This is a genomic window from Streptantibioticus parmotrematis (assembly GCF_019890615.1).
GTDB classification, from domain to species: domain Bacteria; phylum Actinomycetota; class Actinomycetes; order Streptomycetales; family Streptomycetaceae; genus Streptantibioticus_D; species Streptantibioticus_D parmotrematis.
In genome coordinates this window covers 305428-320855 of the sequence record NZ_JAINVZ010000004.1, presented here as the reverse complement: position 1 = coordinate 320855, position 15428 = coordinate 305428, and the positions used below count along the sequence as shown (strand labels likewise).

General features: G+C 74.5%; 12 protein-coding genes and 1 pseudogene. 6 read left to right on the top strand and 7 right to left on the bottom strand.

What is annotated here, in order from left to right; all coding sequences use genetic code 11:
* Positions 1-4: 4 nt before the first annotated feature.
* Entirely contained in the window at positions 5-694 is a 690-nt protein-coding gene (locus K7472_RS08740) for an HD domain-containing protein (RefSeq protein ID WP_252395278.1), read from the bottom strand.
* Between the two features lie 70 nt (positions 695-764).
* Between K7472_RS08740 and K7472_RS08735 the strand changes: the two genes are divergently transcribed.
* Positions 765-1481, top strand: coding sequence for a copper homeostasis protein CutC (locus K7472_RS08735; RefSeq protein WP_222975802.1), 717 nt, complete (start codon positions 765-767; stop codon positions 1479-1481).
* A 206-nt stretch (positions 1482-1687) separates the two neighbouring features.
* On the opposite strand, the gene K7472_RS08730 is transcribed toward K7472_RS08735, so the two are convergent.
* On the bottom strand, positions 1688-3757 hold the full coding sequence (locus tag K7472_RS08730) for a HelD family protein (RefSeq protein ID WP_308013830.1): 2070 nt from the start codon (positions 3755-3757) through the stop codon (positions 1688-1690).
* 699 nt (positions 3758-4456) lie between these two features.
* On the opposite strand from K7472_RS08730, the gene K7472_RS08725 reads away from it, so the two are divergent.
* Together K7472_RS08725 and K7472_RS08720 are read left to right on the top strand one after the other, a co-directional pair.
* On the top strand, positions 4457-4726 hold the full coding sequence (locus K7472_RS08725; RefSeq protein ID WP_222976157.1) for a hypothetical protein: 270 nt from the start codon (positions 4457-4459) through the stop codon (positions 4724-4726).
* Between the two features lie 236 nt (positions 4727-4962).
* Complete coding sequence (locus K7472_RS08720) at positions 4963-6201, top strand: glycosyltransferase 87 family protein (protein ID WP_372457947.1); 1239 nt, start codon at positions 4963-4965, stop codon at positions 6199-6201.
* Here the strand turns inward: K7472_RS08720 and K7472_RS08715 are convergent.
* From K7472_RS08715 to K7472_RS08705, 3 genes and pseudogenes are all read right to left on the bottom strand, one after another.
* On the bottom strand, positions 6087-7796 hold the full coding sequence (locus K7472_RS08715; protein ID WP_308013816.1) for a DNA repair helicase XPB: 1710 nt from the start codon (positions 7794-7796) through the stop codon (positions 6087-6089). The two genes, K7472_RS08720 and K7472_RS08715, sit on opposite strands and share 115 nt — an antisense overlap.
* A gap of 171 nt (positions 7797-7967) precedes the next feature.
* The gene (locus K7472_RS08710; RefSeq protein ID WP_222975800.1) at positions 7968-8438 is read right to left on the bottom strand and encodes an NUDIX domain-containing protein; all 471 of its coding nucleotides are present in this window, start codon (positions 8436-8438) and stop codon (positions 7968-7970) included.
* Positions 8439-8441: 3 nt separating this feature from the next.
* Positions 8442-9187, bottom strand: a pseudogene (locus K7472_RS08705) (XRE family transcriptional regulator).
* 397 nt (positions 9188-9584) lie between these two features.
* Between K7472_RS08705 and K7472_RS33370 the strand changes: the two are divergent.
* A complete protein-coding gene (locus K7472_RS33370) occupies positions 9585-10370 on the top strand; it encodes a VanZ family protein (RefSeq protein WP_308013815.1) in 786 nt (261 codons plus the stop codon).
* Here the strand turns inward: K7472_RS33370 and K7472_RS08695 are convergent.
* Positions 10333-12858, bottom strand: coding sequence for a helicase-associated domain-containing protein (locus K7472_RS08695; protein WP_222975798.1), 2526 nt, complete (start codon positions 12856-12858; stop codon positions 10333-10335). The two genes, K7472_RS33370 and K7472_RS08695, sit on opposite strands and share 38 nt — an antisense overlap.
* A gap of 150 nt (positions 12859-13008) precedes the next feature.
* Between K7472_RS08695 and K7472_RS08690 the strand changes: the two genes are divergently transcribed.
* The gene (locus K7472_RS08690; RefSeq protein ID WP_222975796.1) at positions 13009-14070 is read left to right on the top strand and encodes a hypothetical protein; all 1062 of its coding nucleotides are present in this window, start codon (positions 13009-13011) and stop codon (positions 14068-14070) included.
* 218 nt (positions 14071-14288) lie between these two features.
* A complete protein-coding gene (locus tag K7472_RS08685) occupies positions 14289-14960 on the top strand; it encodes an HAD family hydrolase (RefSeq protein WP_372457941.1) in 672 nt (223 codons plus the stop codon).
* 23 nt (positions 14961-14983) lie between these two features.
* On the opposite strand, the gene K7472_RS08680 is transcribed toward K7472_RS08685, so the two are convergent.
* Positions 14984-15226, bottom strand: coding sequence for a hypothetical protein (locus K7472_RS08680; protein WP_222975792.1), 243 nt, complete (start codon positions 15224-15226; stop codon positions 14984-14986).
* Positions 15227-15428 lie beyond the last annotated feature (202 nt).

The window sequence follows — 15428 nt, the reverse complement described above, 5'->3', positions numbered from 1 at the left end:
GGCCTCACCCCGCCGTCAGCAGTTCCAGCTCGGTGCCCACGTTGTGCCGGGCCGCGCGCTCCCAGTGCTCGACGCCGTACGGCGTGCGGAACAGCCGTGGCAGGCCGAGGAGTTGACGCAGCACCTCGGCCCGGCCCGAGCGGAAGTCCGCGTCGGGCACGAAGCCGTACTCCTCGCGCACCGCGGCCGCGTAGGCGGCGTACGCGCCGGGGGAGCCGGCCAGCACGGCCAGGTCCGCGTCGCACAGCACCTGGCCGTCCGCGTCGTCGTCCGCGGGGTCGTGGACGGCCGTCACCCGCACCAGCCGGGCCACCTCGGCGGTGACCGCGTCGCCGACGCCCGCCTCCGGCAGCGCGCGTTCCGCGAGGTGGGCGCTGCGCTCCTCGTTCTCGCTGCGATCCGGACGGTAGACGGCGTCGTGGAACCACGCGGCCAGCCGCACGGTGTCCGGGTTCGTGGCGTGTCCGGCCAGTTCGTCCACGCGGTCCAGCACGGCCAGCAGGTGGTCGGTGGTGTGGTACCTGCGGTGCGGTTCACCCCAACGGGCGAGCAGGTTCTCGCCGTACGGGACCGGGTCGGCGGTGGCGCCGGCGCGGCGCAGCGTCCGCGTCCAGCGGTCGAGCAGGTCGTCGTGCGCGGCGTGGCGGCGGCCCGGCGCGGCGGATGCCGGAGGCAGGTGCCCGTTGGCTGACATACGCCCATTGTGAGGGAGCCGGGCGGGGCCGTCTGGCAGTCGCCGCGGGCGATGTGGCACTCTGTCGTACATGTCTAGACCAATATTCGAAGTGATCGCCCTGGACGCCGCCGACGCCGTCGCCGCGCAGGCCGGAGGGGCGGACCGCCTCGAACTGGTCAGCGACATGGCGGCGGACGGCCTCACCCCGACCCGAGAGACGTTCGCCGCCGTCAGGGCAGCGGTCGGCATCCCGATCCGCGTGATGCTGCGCACCGGCGCCGGTTTCCGGGCGGGCGACGTGGACGCGCTGTGCCGTCTCGCGCGGGACCTGCGGGCCGAGGGCGCCGACGAGTTCGTACTCGGCTTCCTCGACGAGGCCGGGGCGGTCGACCTCGCCGCGGTACGGGCGCTCGCCGCCACGATCGCGGGCTGCCGCTGGACCTTCCACCGCGCCATCGACCACGCGGCCGACCGGGACGCGGTGCGCCGCGCGCTGTCCGGCATGCCCGGGCTCGACACGTACCTGACCGCGGGCAGCGCGGCCGGGGTGGACGACGGCCTGCCGACGCTGCTGGCCGAGGCTGCCCGCAACGGCTCGGGCGACCCGGAGCACGCCCCGCGCCTGCTGATCGGCGGCGGCCTGCGCGCCGAGCACCTCCCGGTGCTGCGGGCGGCGGGCGCGGACGCCTTCCACGTCGGCGGCGCGGTGCGCGGCACGGGCGGCTGGGCGTCGCCCGTGGAGACGGCGACGGTGCGCTCCTGGCGCGAGACGCTGGACCAGCCACTGAGCCAGCCGGTGGGCTGAGGCGCGGCGGAGGCGGGGGGCCGGGGACGGGGTGCGGGGGCGGAGGCGGGGGCCGGGCTTTCGCCGGGCGCCCGCGTACGCGGGGGTGGAGGTGGGGCCCGGTTTTCGCGGGCACCCACGTGCGCGGGGCCGGAGGCGGGAGCCCATGTTTCGCCGGGCACCCACGTCATCGTTCGCGCCCGGTGGGCCCGCCTCCGCCCTCCGGCCTACCCCGCCAGTTCCTCCGGCAGCGGGGACGCGTGGACGACCGTGAGGCCGGAGACCGCCCGGGTCAGCGCGACGTAGAGCCTGCGCAGGCCGGTGCGGGCGTCCGGTTCGCCCGCCACCACCGCGGCCGGTTCGTCGACCACCACGTAGTCGTACTCCAGGCCCTTCGCCAGCGACGCGGGCACCAGCGTCAGCCGGGACTCCTCCGACGTCTCCTCGCCCGGTTCGAGGCACGCCAGCCCGGCCGCCTCCAGCGCCTGCCGCAGTCCGGGGATCCGCGCGTCCGCCGCGATCAGCCCGATCGACCCCTCGCGCCGCAGCGACGCACGGCACGCCGCCAGCACCGCGTCCGTCAACTCGCCCTCGCCGACCGCCCGTACGACCAGATCGCCCGCCGACTCACGCACCGACGTCGCCGGGGCCAGCCGGGGCGCGATCCTCGGCAGCAGCCGCGAGGCGTACGCGATGACCTCGCGCGGCACGCGGAACCCGCGCGTCAACTCCTCGATCCGCCCGTCGGGTTTGCCCAGGTGCGCCAGCGCCTCCTGCCAACTGCCGGTCGCCCAGGGCGTGGTGCCCTGCGCGATGTCGCCCAGCACGGTCGCGGAACCGGTCGTGCACCGCCGCCCGACCGCGCGGTACTGCATGGGGGAGAGGTCCTGCGCCTCGTCCAGCACCACGTGACCGAGCGAGGGCGTGCGGTGCACCTGGTCCGCCGCCTCGTCCACCAGCACGGCGTCCGCCGCCGACCAGCGCGCCGACTTCACGCCCCGTGCGGGCTTCTCCCATCGGATCGCGGCCTGCTCCTCGGGCGTCAGCAGCCCCTCGGCGCACTCCGCGAGGAAGTCCGCGTCGGACAGCAGCCGCAGCACGGTCTTCGCCGGGTCGGCCGGCGGCCAGATCGCCTTCGCCGCCGCCTTCACCGGCTGCGAGCGGGCCACCGCGTCCTGCACCCGGTCGTCGGGCGCCTCGCCCGCCGCCTCCATCCGTACCAGCACCGCGTGCGCGATCCGCTGCGGCAACGCCTCGGCGGCGGCGCCGTAACGGATGTCGCGTTCCGCCAACTCCTGTGCGATCTCCTGGAGTTCGTACGACGGAACGCGCCAGCGCCGCGAACCGCGTACCACGACGACGCCTTCGGACGGCATCGTGATCCCGGAACGCACCGCGCGGCGCACGACCTCGGCCATCCGCGCGTCGCCCTTGATCCGGGCGGCGAGCGGTGAGTCGGTGCCGCGCACCTCGACGTGCGCCACCAGGTCGTCCACGGTGGCCTGTTTCACGTGCAACTCGCCCAGCGCGGGCAGCACTTGCTCGATGTACTGCAGGAAGGAACGGTTCGGCCCGACCACCAACGTGCCGGTGCGCGCCAGCCGTTCGCGGTGCGCGTACAGCAGGAAGGCGACCCGGTGCAGGCCGACCGCCGTCTTCCCGGTGCCGGGCGCGCCCTGCACGCAGACCGTGCCGCCGATGCCGGACCGCACGATCTCGTCCTGCTCCGGCTGGATGGTGGCCACGATGTCGCGCATCGGGCCGACGCGCGGCCGCTCGATCTCGCTCTGGAGCAGCTTGCTGCTGGTCTCGGCCTCGGCCGGGTCCGTGAGGTGCTCGTCCTCGTACGCGGTCAGGCCACCGCCGGTGTAGCCGAAGCGGCGGCGCAGCCCGACGTCCATCGGCTCCTTGCGGGAGGCCCGGTAGAACGGCTGCGAGACGGGCGCGCGCCAGTCGATCACCATCGGCTCGCCCTCGGCGTCGTGCACGTGCCGCCGCCCGATGTAGAACTGTTCGCCCTCGGTGCCTTCCGCCTGGTCCGCGGCGGGTGCGTGCAGGTAGTCGAGGCGGCCGAAGAACAACGGGGTGTGCGCGAGGTCGGCGAGCGCGGCGATGCGGTCGTCGATCTGACGTTGCAGCACCTCGGCGTTGACCCAGTTCGCGGTCACGTCCCGGATGTCGAGCGCCTCGGCCTCCGCCCGCATGTCCCGCAGCGCGCTGCGGGAGGCGGCGAGGTGGGCACGTTCCCGCGCGAGGGGGTCGTCGTGGTCGGGGGGCGCGGCGGTCTCGGCCGTCACGAGGGGATCGGTCGGGTCGGCGGGATCGGTCGGATCGGCGGTGGGGTCCGCGGCGGATTCCGCGGGTGCGGCGGTCGGGTCGGCGGGGTCGGCCGGTGCGGTGGGTGGGCCGGCGGGTTCGGGCGCGGGCAGGGGCGCGGACACGGTGCGATGCCTCCGGAAGTACGCGGGCGCGCCACAGCCGCCGGGCGGGCGGGCACCACGAAGGGCCCGGCCGACGCGCGGCCGCTGTGTGTACGCGAGTGGTAGTACGACTCGGCTGCCGACCGGTTTCCGTCCGGTCGGCGCTCCCGACCCGGCGTACGAGCCGGTGCGCGGAGACAGCAAGACGCGAGATGTTACGCCGCGGCGGGCGGTGACGCGAATGGATTTCGGGGCGGGGTGGCGGGGCGTGGGCGCGCCGCTGCGAGCGGGCGTGCCGCTGGGAGCGTGCGTGCCGCTGGCGCGGGCGGGGAGCCGGGGCGAGTGGGAAGCCGGGGCGGGCGGTCCGGCCTCGGGCTCCGGAGCCCGCACGGCGGCGGGGCCCGGCGTACGTGCCCGGCGCCCGGGTCGGCGCCCGGGTCGGCGCCCGAGTTCCAGGCCCGGGGGCCACCCTCACTCCCCTGAGTGACGGGTCAGCCTGGAGTCGTAGCGGACGCGCCGGGACGATCATCCCGCGGGCCGATGCGCGCCAATCGGGTGAAAACCTACCGTGGAGACATGGCTACCAACACGCTGAACCCGATCCGCGGCAGCACCGCCATCTCGGCCCTGTCCGCCGCCGCCCGCGCCGAAGGCGGCCCGTCCGCCCCCGCCACCCCGTCCGCCGACCGCGGTGACCATCCGCGCCACGTCCTCGGCAGCGCCCTGCGCGCCGTCGGTGTCTTCGTCGACACCGCCTTCCGCGTCGTCGTACTCGGCACCGACGGCACCAAGCAGCCCGACCTGTCGCGCATACCCCGCCAAGGCGCGCGAAGCGGCCTCGCCTGACCCGATGCCCGGCGTGGCCCGCCGGTCGATGGGTAGGGTCGCCGGGGGTGTCGGCTCACCGCCGGTGCCGACCGACCACGGTGACCGGAAGGCCAGCCCAGGTGAGTGCGACCACGACGGCGATACGAGGCGACCGAGGCGACGCTGAACGGAATCCGTCGGGGGCACCCGCCCCCTCGGTCGTTCCCGGCACCGCCACTCTCAGATCCGCGCTCGCCGCGGCCCCACGGCGCCCCCTGCTGTTCGCCACCGCCCTGCTCGCCGTGTCGCTGCTCGCCTACGGGGGCCTGTGCGTGGCGATGCGCTTCGAGATGGCCGACGTCGTCGTCTACCGCGCCGAGGGCCTCGCCGCCGCCACCGGCCACGGGCTGTACGACCTGAGGGTGACCCGCTGGCAGCTGCCCGCGACGTACCCGCCGTTCGCCGCGATCCTGTTCGTCCCGACCTCCTGGCTCCCGCTGCACGTGCTGCGCCTGGTGGTCACCGAGGCCAACGTCGTGCTGCTCGCCGTCCTCGCCCACCTGTCGATGCGGTTCGCCGGGTGGCCGCGCCGGGTGGGGCTGCGGCCGGTGGCGCTGCTGGTCGTCGTCGCGCTGGGGGTGTGGATCGAGCCGGTCTTCCAGACACTGGTGTGCGGTCAGGTGAACCTGGCGCTGGACTGCCTGGTCCTGTGGGACCTCTCCCGGCCCGACGGCGCGCGCGGCAAGGGCGTCGCCACCGGGGTGGCCGCCGGGATCAAGCTGACGCCCGCGCTGTTCATCGTCTACCTGCTGCTGTCCGGGCGGCGCAGGGCGGCCGCCACCTCGGCCGCCGCGTTCGCGGGCACGGCGCTGCTGGGGTGGCTGGTGCTGCCCGCCGCCAGCGTGGACTACTGGACGCGCGAGATGTTCGACACCTCGCGCGTCGGCAAGGTCTGGACGGTGGACGACCAGTCGCTCCAAGGGCTGATCGCCCGGCTGCTGCACACCACCGCGCCGGGCCTGTGGTGGCAGGTGCCCGCCGCGCTGGTCGCGGTGGCCGGGCTCGCCGTCGCGGCGTGGGCGGCGCGGCGCGGGCTGGAGACGTGGGGGGTGCTGTGCGCGGCGGTCACCGCGCTGCTGGTCTCGCCGATCAGCTGGACGCACCACTGGGTGTGGTGCGTGCCGCTGCTGATCGTGCTGGCCGCCGAGGCACGCCGGGTCCCCTGGCGCTGGACGGCGCTCGGCCTGGTGCTGATCGCGTTCACCGCGCGCACCATGTGGCTGGTGCACCGCCCCGGCTCCTACGTCCTGCGGCTGCCGTGGTGGCAGCAGCCGCTGGCGTCGCCGTACCCGGTGCTGGGCCTGGCTTTCCTGGCCTTCGCCGTCTGGCGAATACGCCGCTACACCCCGTCGCCGGTCAGGTCGTCGCCGGTCAGTTCGTCCCCGGCGGGGCCGTCCGTGGCGAGGTCGACGCCCGCCAGCACGTCGTCCGAGTCGACGATGCGGTACGCGTAGCCCTGCTCGGCGAGGAAGCGCTGCCGGTGCGCGGCGAAGTCCTGGTCGACGGTGTCCCGCGCGACGACCGAGTAGAAACGGGCCTCGTGGCCGTCCGCCTTGGGCCGCAGCACCCGGCCGAGCCGCTGCGCCTCCTCCTGGCGTGAGCCGAAGGTGCCGGAGACCTGGATGGCGACGGTCGCCTCGGGCAGGTCTACGGAGAAGTTGGCGACCTTGGAGACCACGAGCACGCTGATCTCCCCGCGCCGGAAGGCGTCGAAGAGCTTCTCGCGCTGCGCGTTGGTGGTCTCGCCCTTGATCACCGGGGCGTCCAGGTGCTCGCCCAGCTCGTCCAGCTGGTCGATGTACTGGCCGATGACCAGCGTCTGCTGCCCCTGGTGCCGGGCCACCAGGGCTTCGGTCACCCGCCGCTTGGTCGCGGTCGTGGCGCAGTAGCGGTACTTCTCCTCGGTCTCGGCGGTCGCGTACGCGAGGCGTTCGGCGTCGGTGAGGTTGACCCGCACCTCGACGCAGTCGGCCGGCGCGATGTAACCCTGCGCCTCGATCTCCTTCCACGGAGCGTCGAAGCGCTTGGGGCCGATCAGCGAGAAGACGTCCGACTCACGGCCGTCCTCACGCACCAGGGTCGCGGTCAGCCCGAGCCTGCGGCGCGCCTGGAGGTCGGCGGTGAACTTGAAGACCGGCGCGGGCAGCAGGTGCACCTCGTCGTAGACGATCAGACCCCAGTCGCGGGAGTCGAACAGCTCCAGGTGCGGGTAGACGCCCTTCCGCTTGGTCGTCAGCACCTGGTACGTGGCGATGGTGACCGGCCGGATCTCCTTGCGGGTGCCGCTGTACTCGCCGATCTCGTCCTCGGTCAGCGAGGTGCGGCGCACCAGTTCGTGCTTCCACTGCCGGGCGGAGACGGTGTTGGTCACCAGGATCAGCGTGGTCGCCTTGGCCCGCGCCATGGCGCCCGCGCCCACCAGCGTCTTGCCCGCGCCGCACGGCAGCACGACCACGCCGGAGCCGCCGTGCCAGAAGCCGTCGACGGCGTGCTGCTGGTACGGGCGCAGCTCCCAGCCGTCCTGCTCCAGCTCGATCGGGTGCGCCTCGCCGTCCACGTAGCCGGCCAGGTCCTCGGCGGGCCAGCCCAGCTTGAGCAGCACCTGCTTGATCTGCCCGCGTTCGGAGGGGTGGACGATGACGCTGTCCTCGTCGATCCGCTTGCCCACCAGCGGCTGGACCTTCTTCGACCGCAGCACCTCGTGCAGCACCGGGCGGTCGGTGGTCTCCAGCACGAGCCCGTGCGTCGGGTGCTTGAGCAGCCGCAGCCGCCCGTAGCGGGCCATCGTCTCGGCGACGTCGATCAGCAGCGCGTGCGGCACCGGGTAGCGCGAGTACTGCACGAGCGCGTCCACGACCTGCTCGGCGTCGTGCCCCGCGGCCCGCGCGTTCCACAGCCCGAGCGGGGTGACCCGGTAGGTGTGGATGTGCTCGGGAGCCCGCTCCAGCTCGGCGAACGGCGCGATGGCCCGTCGGCAGTCGTCCGCCTGCGGGTGGTCCACCTCCAGCAGCAGCGTCTTGTCGCTCTGGACGATGAGGGGTCCGTTCACGCGCTCTCCGCCTCTCCGATCGCGTTGGGCTAATCCTCCAGTGTGCCTCATGGCGTCGCGGGGCGGCCCCGTCCCGCCTGAGGTGCGGGCGGACGTGTGGGTGGCGTCCCGGAACGTGCCGGGTCGACAGCTTTGCGTAAGCGGGGATGAAACGCGGCCCGGCACCGGTTTTCAGCCGAGGTACGGCTGGTCGCGGGCTTCCTGGTAGTGCCGCAGCCGTAGCCGCTGTGTGTGGTGCATGGGCAGCGTCGCCAGCGCGTCCGGCGCGATGAACCGCAGTTCCGTGGACTCGTCCGAGATGGCGAGCGCACCACCGATGACGCGTGCGGTGAAGCAGATATTGAACTGCCTGCGGACCTCGCCGTCGCTGTAGGCGATCACGTGGCGGGGGTCGGTGTACGTGCCGACGAGACCCGTGATCTCGACGTCGAGACCTGTCTCCTCCTTCACCTCGCGCACGGCAGCACCCGGAAGGGAGTCGCCCATCTCCATGCCGCCGCCGGGGAGCGCCCACAGACCGCTGTCCTGGCGACGTTGCAACAGGATGCGTCCGGCCTCGTCGGTGACGACGGCCGAAGCGGCGACCACCATGCTGTTCGGCTCCGGGGCGGCGGGGTCGTCGTAGTACTCGGTCCGTGCCATCGCTCAGCCCTCCGTCACGGGCACGGCCGATGCCCAGACAGCGTCGAAGCTGCCCGCGTAGGTGTCGAAGACGCCGCCTTCACGGTGGCGCCGAAGATGCCAGACGGGCGCGCCGTAGGCGTTGACGCCCCACACGTGCGCGTTCACCAGTATCTGGTCGTCGGCGCGGTACAAGCTGTTGTAGAGGGTGTGCCCCCATGCGTACGCAGTTCGATGCCCGGCACTCCGGCGAGCGGACGGTAGTGCATGAGAGCGAGGCGACACCGGGTCTCGATCCCGTGCCCGAACTTCTCTTCCTTGCCGCGCTGTTGAACGTTCGGGCTGTCCGCGTCGCCGAGCGCGATGCGGACAGTGCAGCCTTCGGCTGCGCGTTCCCGCAGGAGATCATTGAGACGAGGGTAAGCCTCGTGGAGGAAGATCGCCGCGTAGACGAGTACGTCGATGCGTTCCCGGGCCTGGGTCATGAGTTCGACGAAGGTCGACACGGGAAGGTCGGCGCGTTGCTCGTAGAGCGCGACCAGTTCGGGACTCACGGCACGCGCCGCTCGCGCCTGCCGAAGCCCCGGCCACAATGCGAACACGTCCTCCCCTAAAGCCTCGGCGGCACGAACGGCGGCCTCGCGGCGTGGAGTGCGACCGAGGTTCACCCACCGCTCAACGGACTTGGGGTCCACTTCGGCCTTCGCGGCCAGACCGGCGTTGGTCCATCCACCCGCTGCCATGGCTACTCGTAATCTCTCGTTGGACATTCAGTCTCCACCCACCTGGCGGGACGTTGGTAGGGACGTTCTACCTCTGTCGGGACGTCCCCAAGTGGGCTTTGCGGGAGGTTCCCACGTCCTGACGACGGGCGCGATGCTCCCGGCATGGACACCGGCGAGCAGCCTCGTATGACCCTTCGGATCAGCCGTGACAGCGGACGCACTTGGGGGCCGACGCGGGTTGTGTGCTCGGCCGAGCCCTTGGACATCCTGGCGAGGCCATGCGCGTACCCACCTTGCGAGTGCGCTCGGTGTGTCTGCACGGACACCAACCCGACTACCACTGGAGCGAGTTCAACGACGCGGCCGAGTGGTGGGCCGGTGCCTGGGTAGGCGCTTCGCCAGTGGCCGACTGGACGCGGGCGTGGGGCCGGGAGGGGTCTTCGTGGACGGTGTCGCACGATGGCGTGAGCGGGTCGTGGCCGGGCGGAAGCGGTGGCACGGACGCACCGCGGCGCGGCGGAAGCGGGTGGTGACCGGGCCGTGGTGGGCGCGAGCCGCCGCGGAGCGCGAGCGGTGGCGGACGCGGGTCGCCGAGGGGCGCGAGCGGCGGCGGGAGGAGCGGGTCGCGGCCGGGCGGGAGGAACGCAAGCGGGAGGTCGCCTGGGAGCGGGACTGGGCCGAGCGGCGCAGGCCCCGGGCCGGGCGGCTGGTGCGGGCGGGCGTGATGCTGGTCGCGTTCGTGTGCATGGTGGCCTTCGCGGTGCTGCTGGCCAGGGTGACGCTCGTGCCGTCGCCCGCGTCGCGGTCGCTGGTGCACGCCAACTTCCACCCCCTGGCGTCGATCCGCGCCTACCTCGACCAGCCCGACTGGCGTGACTCCGTCAAGCAGATCGGCGGGAACGTGGTGCTGGGCGTGCCGTTCGGCATGCTGCTGCCGGTGCTCTTCCCTCGTACCCGGGGCCTGGTGCGGGTCGTCGTGGTGACCGCGTTCGTCATGCTGTGCGTGGAGACCGCGCAGGGCACGCTCGTCGAGGGCCGGGCCTTCGACATCGACGACGTCATCCTCAACACCACGGGCGCGCTGCTGGGTTACCTGCTGGTCGGCCGCCTCATCGGCCGGGCGCTGCACCCCCGGCGGCGGCACTGGTGGCAGAGCTACCGCGTCGCCAGGATGCGCGAGCGCGCCGGTCTCAGGGCGTCCCGTTCGTCAGTTCCGCCGTCCCCGTGATGCGGTGCAGGGAGAAGGTGCGGACCTCTTCAGTGGTGTGGTCGTAGGCCGTGACGTAACCGCCCTCGACCTTGACCGGTTCGATGACGCGCTGGCTGGCGGCGCCCTCGGCGTTGACGTAGCCGATCCACAGCGGGTCACCGGTCAGCACCGCGGCCTGGACCGTGGCCAGCGTCTCGGCGGACGACGTGCGCGGGACGGCGCGGCGCTCCCCGGACGGGCCGCGTACGGCGGTGGCGGCGCGGTCGCCCGCGCGGATCGCCTTCACCGCCGCCGACAGCAGCCGCTCGTCCGGGACCGCCGGGCCGTCCGGCACCGGCACCGGCGCGGCGCGCGGCGGGGTGCGGTGGGCGTCGGCGCGGGTGATCAGCACGTCGCCCTCGGCGGACTCGGCGGCCGGTGCGAAGCCCATGCCGCGCAGCCGTTCCAGCAGCGCCGTGGGCTCGGTGCGCGAGGCCAGCACGGTGGGCGCCAGGCGGCGCAGTCCCAGCCCGGCGGCGCGCCGGTCGGCGAGGATCTCGGCGAGCAGCGCGTCGTCGTCGCACCGCAGATAGGCCGAGGCGGCGCCCACCCGGAGCCTGCCGTGCCGGCGGGCCACGTCGTCGATGAGATACGTCAGCGGCTGCGGCACCGGCGTGCGGGAGTGCGCGGACAGGAAGGCGTGCAGGTCGTCGGCGGTGCGCCCGGCGTCCAGGGCCCGCCGCACCGAGCCGGGGGTGAAGCGGTAGACGGTCGCGCCGCCCTTGGACTCCACGTCGGCGGCGGTGTCCATGAACTCCGCCAGCGGTGCCATCAGCGGCCCCGGCGCGACCGCCGTCAGGTCGGCCTGGAGCAGCACGTGGTCCAGCGGTTCGGGCAGCAGCGGACGCAGCCGTGCGGCGGCGCGCTCGGCGGAGCCGTCCAGCACGTCGCGGCCGAACGAGGCCAGCGCGCCGCGCCCGGTCACGCCCAGCAGCTCGCTCTCCTCCAGCGTCCAGCGGGTCAGCCGGGACAACGTGTCGTCCGGCCCCGCGCCGCGCCGCGGCCACTCCCACCGCAGCCGCGCCAGCACGCTGTCCGCCGTGGCCGCCGCGCCCTCCGGCAGCGACGCCAGCAGTGCGAGGACGCGCCGGCGCACCTCCGGCGCGAGCGAGCGGTCCAGGCCCGGGCCGAGCGCCGCCAGCGCGCGCCCCTTCGCGTCGCGGGCGCCGACCGCGCCGGGCGTGCGGGTGGCCGGGAGCCAGCCCGCGACCAGCCGCGCCCAGCGCTCCTGCGGGGCCAGGAGCAGCCACTCGTCGTACGCGGGGGTGGGCGCGTAGACCTCGTCGACCTCGCCGTCGGAGGCGAGCAGCCCGGCGCCGTACGCCAGTTCCAGCCAGAACGCGGCGACCGGCTCGGGCACCTCCAGCTCGACGGCCGTCCGCTTCAGGTCGCGCACGCTCAGGCCACCCGCGCGCAGCACCGCGGGCCCGCCGGTCTGCCACGACTTCAGCAGTTCCTCGACGGTCCGCGCGGCGCCGAACGCCTGCCCGGCCGCCGTCGCGTCGGCCATCGCCGGGCCGTGCGCGGCGGCCACCTCCAGCGGGGGCGGCACGGGCAGCGGCTCGCGGTGCGCCCGACCGCCGCGCAGGCTCAGGGCGGCCTCGCGGGGCAGCACGACGTTGCGCGGGCCGGCCGGAAGCAGCACGCCGCGCGCCAGCAGCCACTGCACCGGGGTCGTGGCGGTCGCGGCGCGCACCGGCTCGGAGGCGCCCGTCACCTCGCCGTACGGCGGCCCCCACACCAGCTTGTCCAGCACCGCCGTCGCGCCGTCCGGGGCGAGGTCCAGCAGCTCCCGCACGCCCGCCCGCTCGCCCAGCAGCCCCGCGAGCGCGGCGACGGCGCTGACCGGGTCGTGGGTGGCGGGCAGCCCGGCGTCGGCCAGGATCTCCTGGAGCCTGCCCGGCGACATGCCCGCGGTGGCCTCCGCGACCGTGGGCCCGAGGCCGGTCGGCGAGGGCGCGGCGGCGGAGGGCGCCAGCAGGTCGCGGGCGGTGCGCACCAGCGTGAGGCGGTCGTCGGCGCCCCACACGAGCGCGTTGTCCCGCAGCACGTCCACCGCACCGGGCAGCGCGGCGGCTACGGAACCGGGTCCCGGACCGCCTGCCCGGGGACCACGGGGGTCGCCCGCCTCGGGTTCCTCGTCGCCCGTCATCAGCGCGAGCAGCGTCTCGTACGGGCACGGGCCGGGCGCGACCGCCAGCGCCTCGGCGGCCTGGAGCACGAAGCGGTCGAGGCGCTCCAGCGCGCGCAGCACCGACGCCCGGGTGCCGGCGCGGGTGGCGAGCTGCGTCAGGTCGTTGGGTACCGGGCTGACGAGGTCGGGGCGGGCGCGCAGCAGCGCGGCCACCGCCTCGTCGCCCCGGGCGCGCAGATCCTCGGCGAGAGTGCGCGGCCCGGGTCGCGCGGCGGCGTTCTCGGAACCCGTGTCGGCGATCACGTGCCCCCTCCCCACTTCAGGTGCGGCCATCCGTTCAACATTAGGGCCTGACGCCGACAAGGCGACGGGGGGCGACGCTTCGCGGTTCGCTGCTGTGACGCGAGGGGCGGCGGCGGTACGGTCAACGGGGCGCCGCGGTAAGGGCATTGGCCGGGGCCACGGGCACGGGGCGGTGAACCGATGGGCATCGAGAGCGACAAGCTGGTCTTCGACTACCTGAGCCGGGTCGGGGACCTGGCGCAGATCACGCTGCCCGCGGCCGAGCGCATGCGGCTCGTCGCGCAGCTGCGCAACGACATCGACCGCGCCCGTGACGGCAGCGCCGCCGACAGCCCGGCGGCGGTGCGGCGGATCCTGGGCAGGTTCGGTACGCCCGACGACGTGGTGGCCGCGGCGGCGACCACGCCCCGTGAGGCCGAGGCGCCGCAGCCGCCGCAGGCCCCCGCGCCGCGCCCCAAGCCGTCCAAGCGCCCCCCGCGACCCGAGGCACCGGGGCCGCAGGCGCCCGCGTCCGCGCCGCGTGCCGAGGCGCCGGGCCCGGTGTCGTTCGGCAAGCGCGGCGAGGACGGCGGGCGCCCGGCTTCCGGAGCGGGCGGTACGGAGTCCGGGCCCGAGGTGCCGGCCGGGGACGGGCCCGAGTGGTGGCGGGTCCCGGCGCCGCGCAGCGCCACGCGGACCAACGACATCCTGGGCGGCGGCTGGACCGGCGGGATCTTCCTGTCGGAGTTCGACGACCCCGACGAGGAGCGGGACGAAGTCGTCGAGGACGAGGACGACGAGGCCGTGGAAGCGGTGGCGGGTGCCGGGACGCGCCGCCCGTTCCCCCGGCTGCGGCTGCGCCGCAGGGGGACGGCCGCCGTGCCCGACCCGGTCGCGCAGGAGGTGGCGGGACGCCGCGGGCTGCCGGTGGGGCCGCTGGAACTGCTGGGCGCGCTCGCGCTGCTGGCCGGGGCCGTGCTGGGCAACGGGATAGCGCTCGGGGCGGGCTGGGTGCTGGCGTACACCAGCCGGGGCATGAGCCGCCGCGACGCGAAGTTCGCCGCGCTGGGGGCGCCCGGGCTGGTCGCGCTGGGCGCGGTGCTGTGGCTGTGGGGGCGCACCGAGGGACGCTGGGGTGCGCCGATCGCCAACGGGCAGCTGGGCGCGGTCATCTCGTCCGACTTCCCGACGCTGCTGCGGGTCGCCGCGGTCGCCTCGGCGCTGGCTCTGCTGTGGCGCGCCTCGGCGACGCGCAGGCAGTAGCGGGCGGGCGCGGGCGCGTAGAGCGCGTAGAGCACGAAAGCAGGCCCGCCCGCCTCACGTCACCGTTCCCGCCTCACGCCGCCTGCCCGCCCCACGTCACCATTCCGCCTCGCGCCGCCCGCCGCCTTACGCCATCGCCGCGTCGTCCCCCGTCGCCCCGCCGCCTTACGCCACCGATTCCCCGCCCGTCACCCTCGCGACATCCCGCTCGCGTAAGAATGGGTGGCATGGCCACGCATCCTCTGACGGTCGGGTTCGATCTCGACATGACGCTGATCGACTCCCGGCCCGGCATCAAGGCCGTCTACGACCGGCTGTCCGAAGAGACCGGGACGTACATCGACTCCGAGCTCGCCATCACCCGCCTCGGGCCGCCGCTGGAACAGGAACTGGCGTACTGGTTCCCGGCGGCCGACATCCCCGCCGCCGTCCACCGTTACCGCGAGATGTACGTGGACCACGCCATCGTGCCCACCCCTGCCATGCCCGGCGCCGTCGAGGCGATCGCGGCGGTACGGGCGGCAGGCGGCCGGGCCATCGTGGTGACCGCCAAGCACCAGCCCAGCGCCCAGCTGCACCTGGACCACCTGGGCATCCGCCCCGACGCGCTCATCGGCCGGCTGTGGGCGGAGGCGAAAGCCGAGGCGCTGCGCGAGCACGGCGCGTCGGTGTACGTGGGCGACCACGTCGGCGACGTACGCGGGGCGCGTACCGCCGGAGCGTTCTCGGTGGCGGTCGCCACCGGTCCGTGCGACGGCGCACAACTGCGCGCGGAAGGCGCCGACGTCGTGCTGGACGACCTCACGCGCTTCCCGCGCTGGCTGGAGGGCTGGCTCACCGAGGGCGCCGCCGCTTCCGAGCCCGAAGACGCTGTCGAGGATGCCGCCTAGGACCGGGACCCGGGAGGCCCCGCCTACGCCGCCGACGCCTCGCGGATCTGGCGCCGCTGGGCGCGCGCGGCCCGCAGCAGACCGCCGAGGGCGAGGGCGAAGCCGACGCCCATCAGCATGCACACGAAGTACGCCGGGGTGGGCAGCGGCTTCGCGCCGATGAACAGCGGGGTCATGGTCGCGAGGGTCGCTACCGCGCCAATGATGAACACGATCGCGCCGATCCGTACGAGCGCGTCACCGGGCCTGTGGGTTTCGTTGGTCACCTCAATAGGGTAGGTCGCGTCCAGAGCGCCGGGGGACGGGGCCCGGGAGCGTCTTGTCACCCGCGCCGGGACCACTAGCCTGGTGGGAGGCGGGCCACGGGGCCCGCTCCACTGCTGTCCGGCCCCGGCCGGGGTCCGGCCCGGGAAAAAGAACCGGACTCCCGGTCCGTGCGGTGTCAGGTGTTTCCCGAGTGACGAGGAC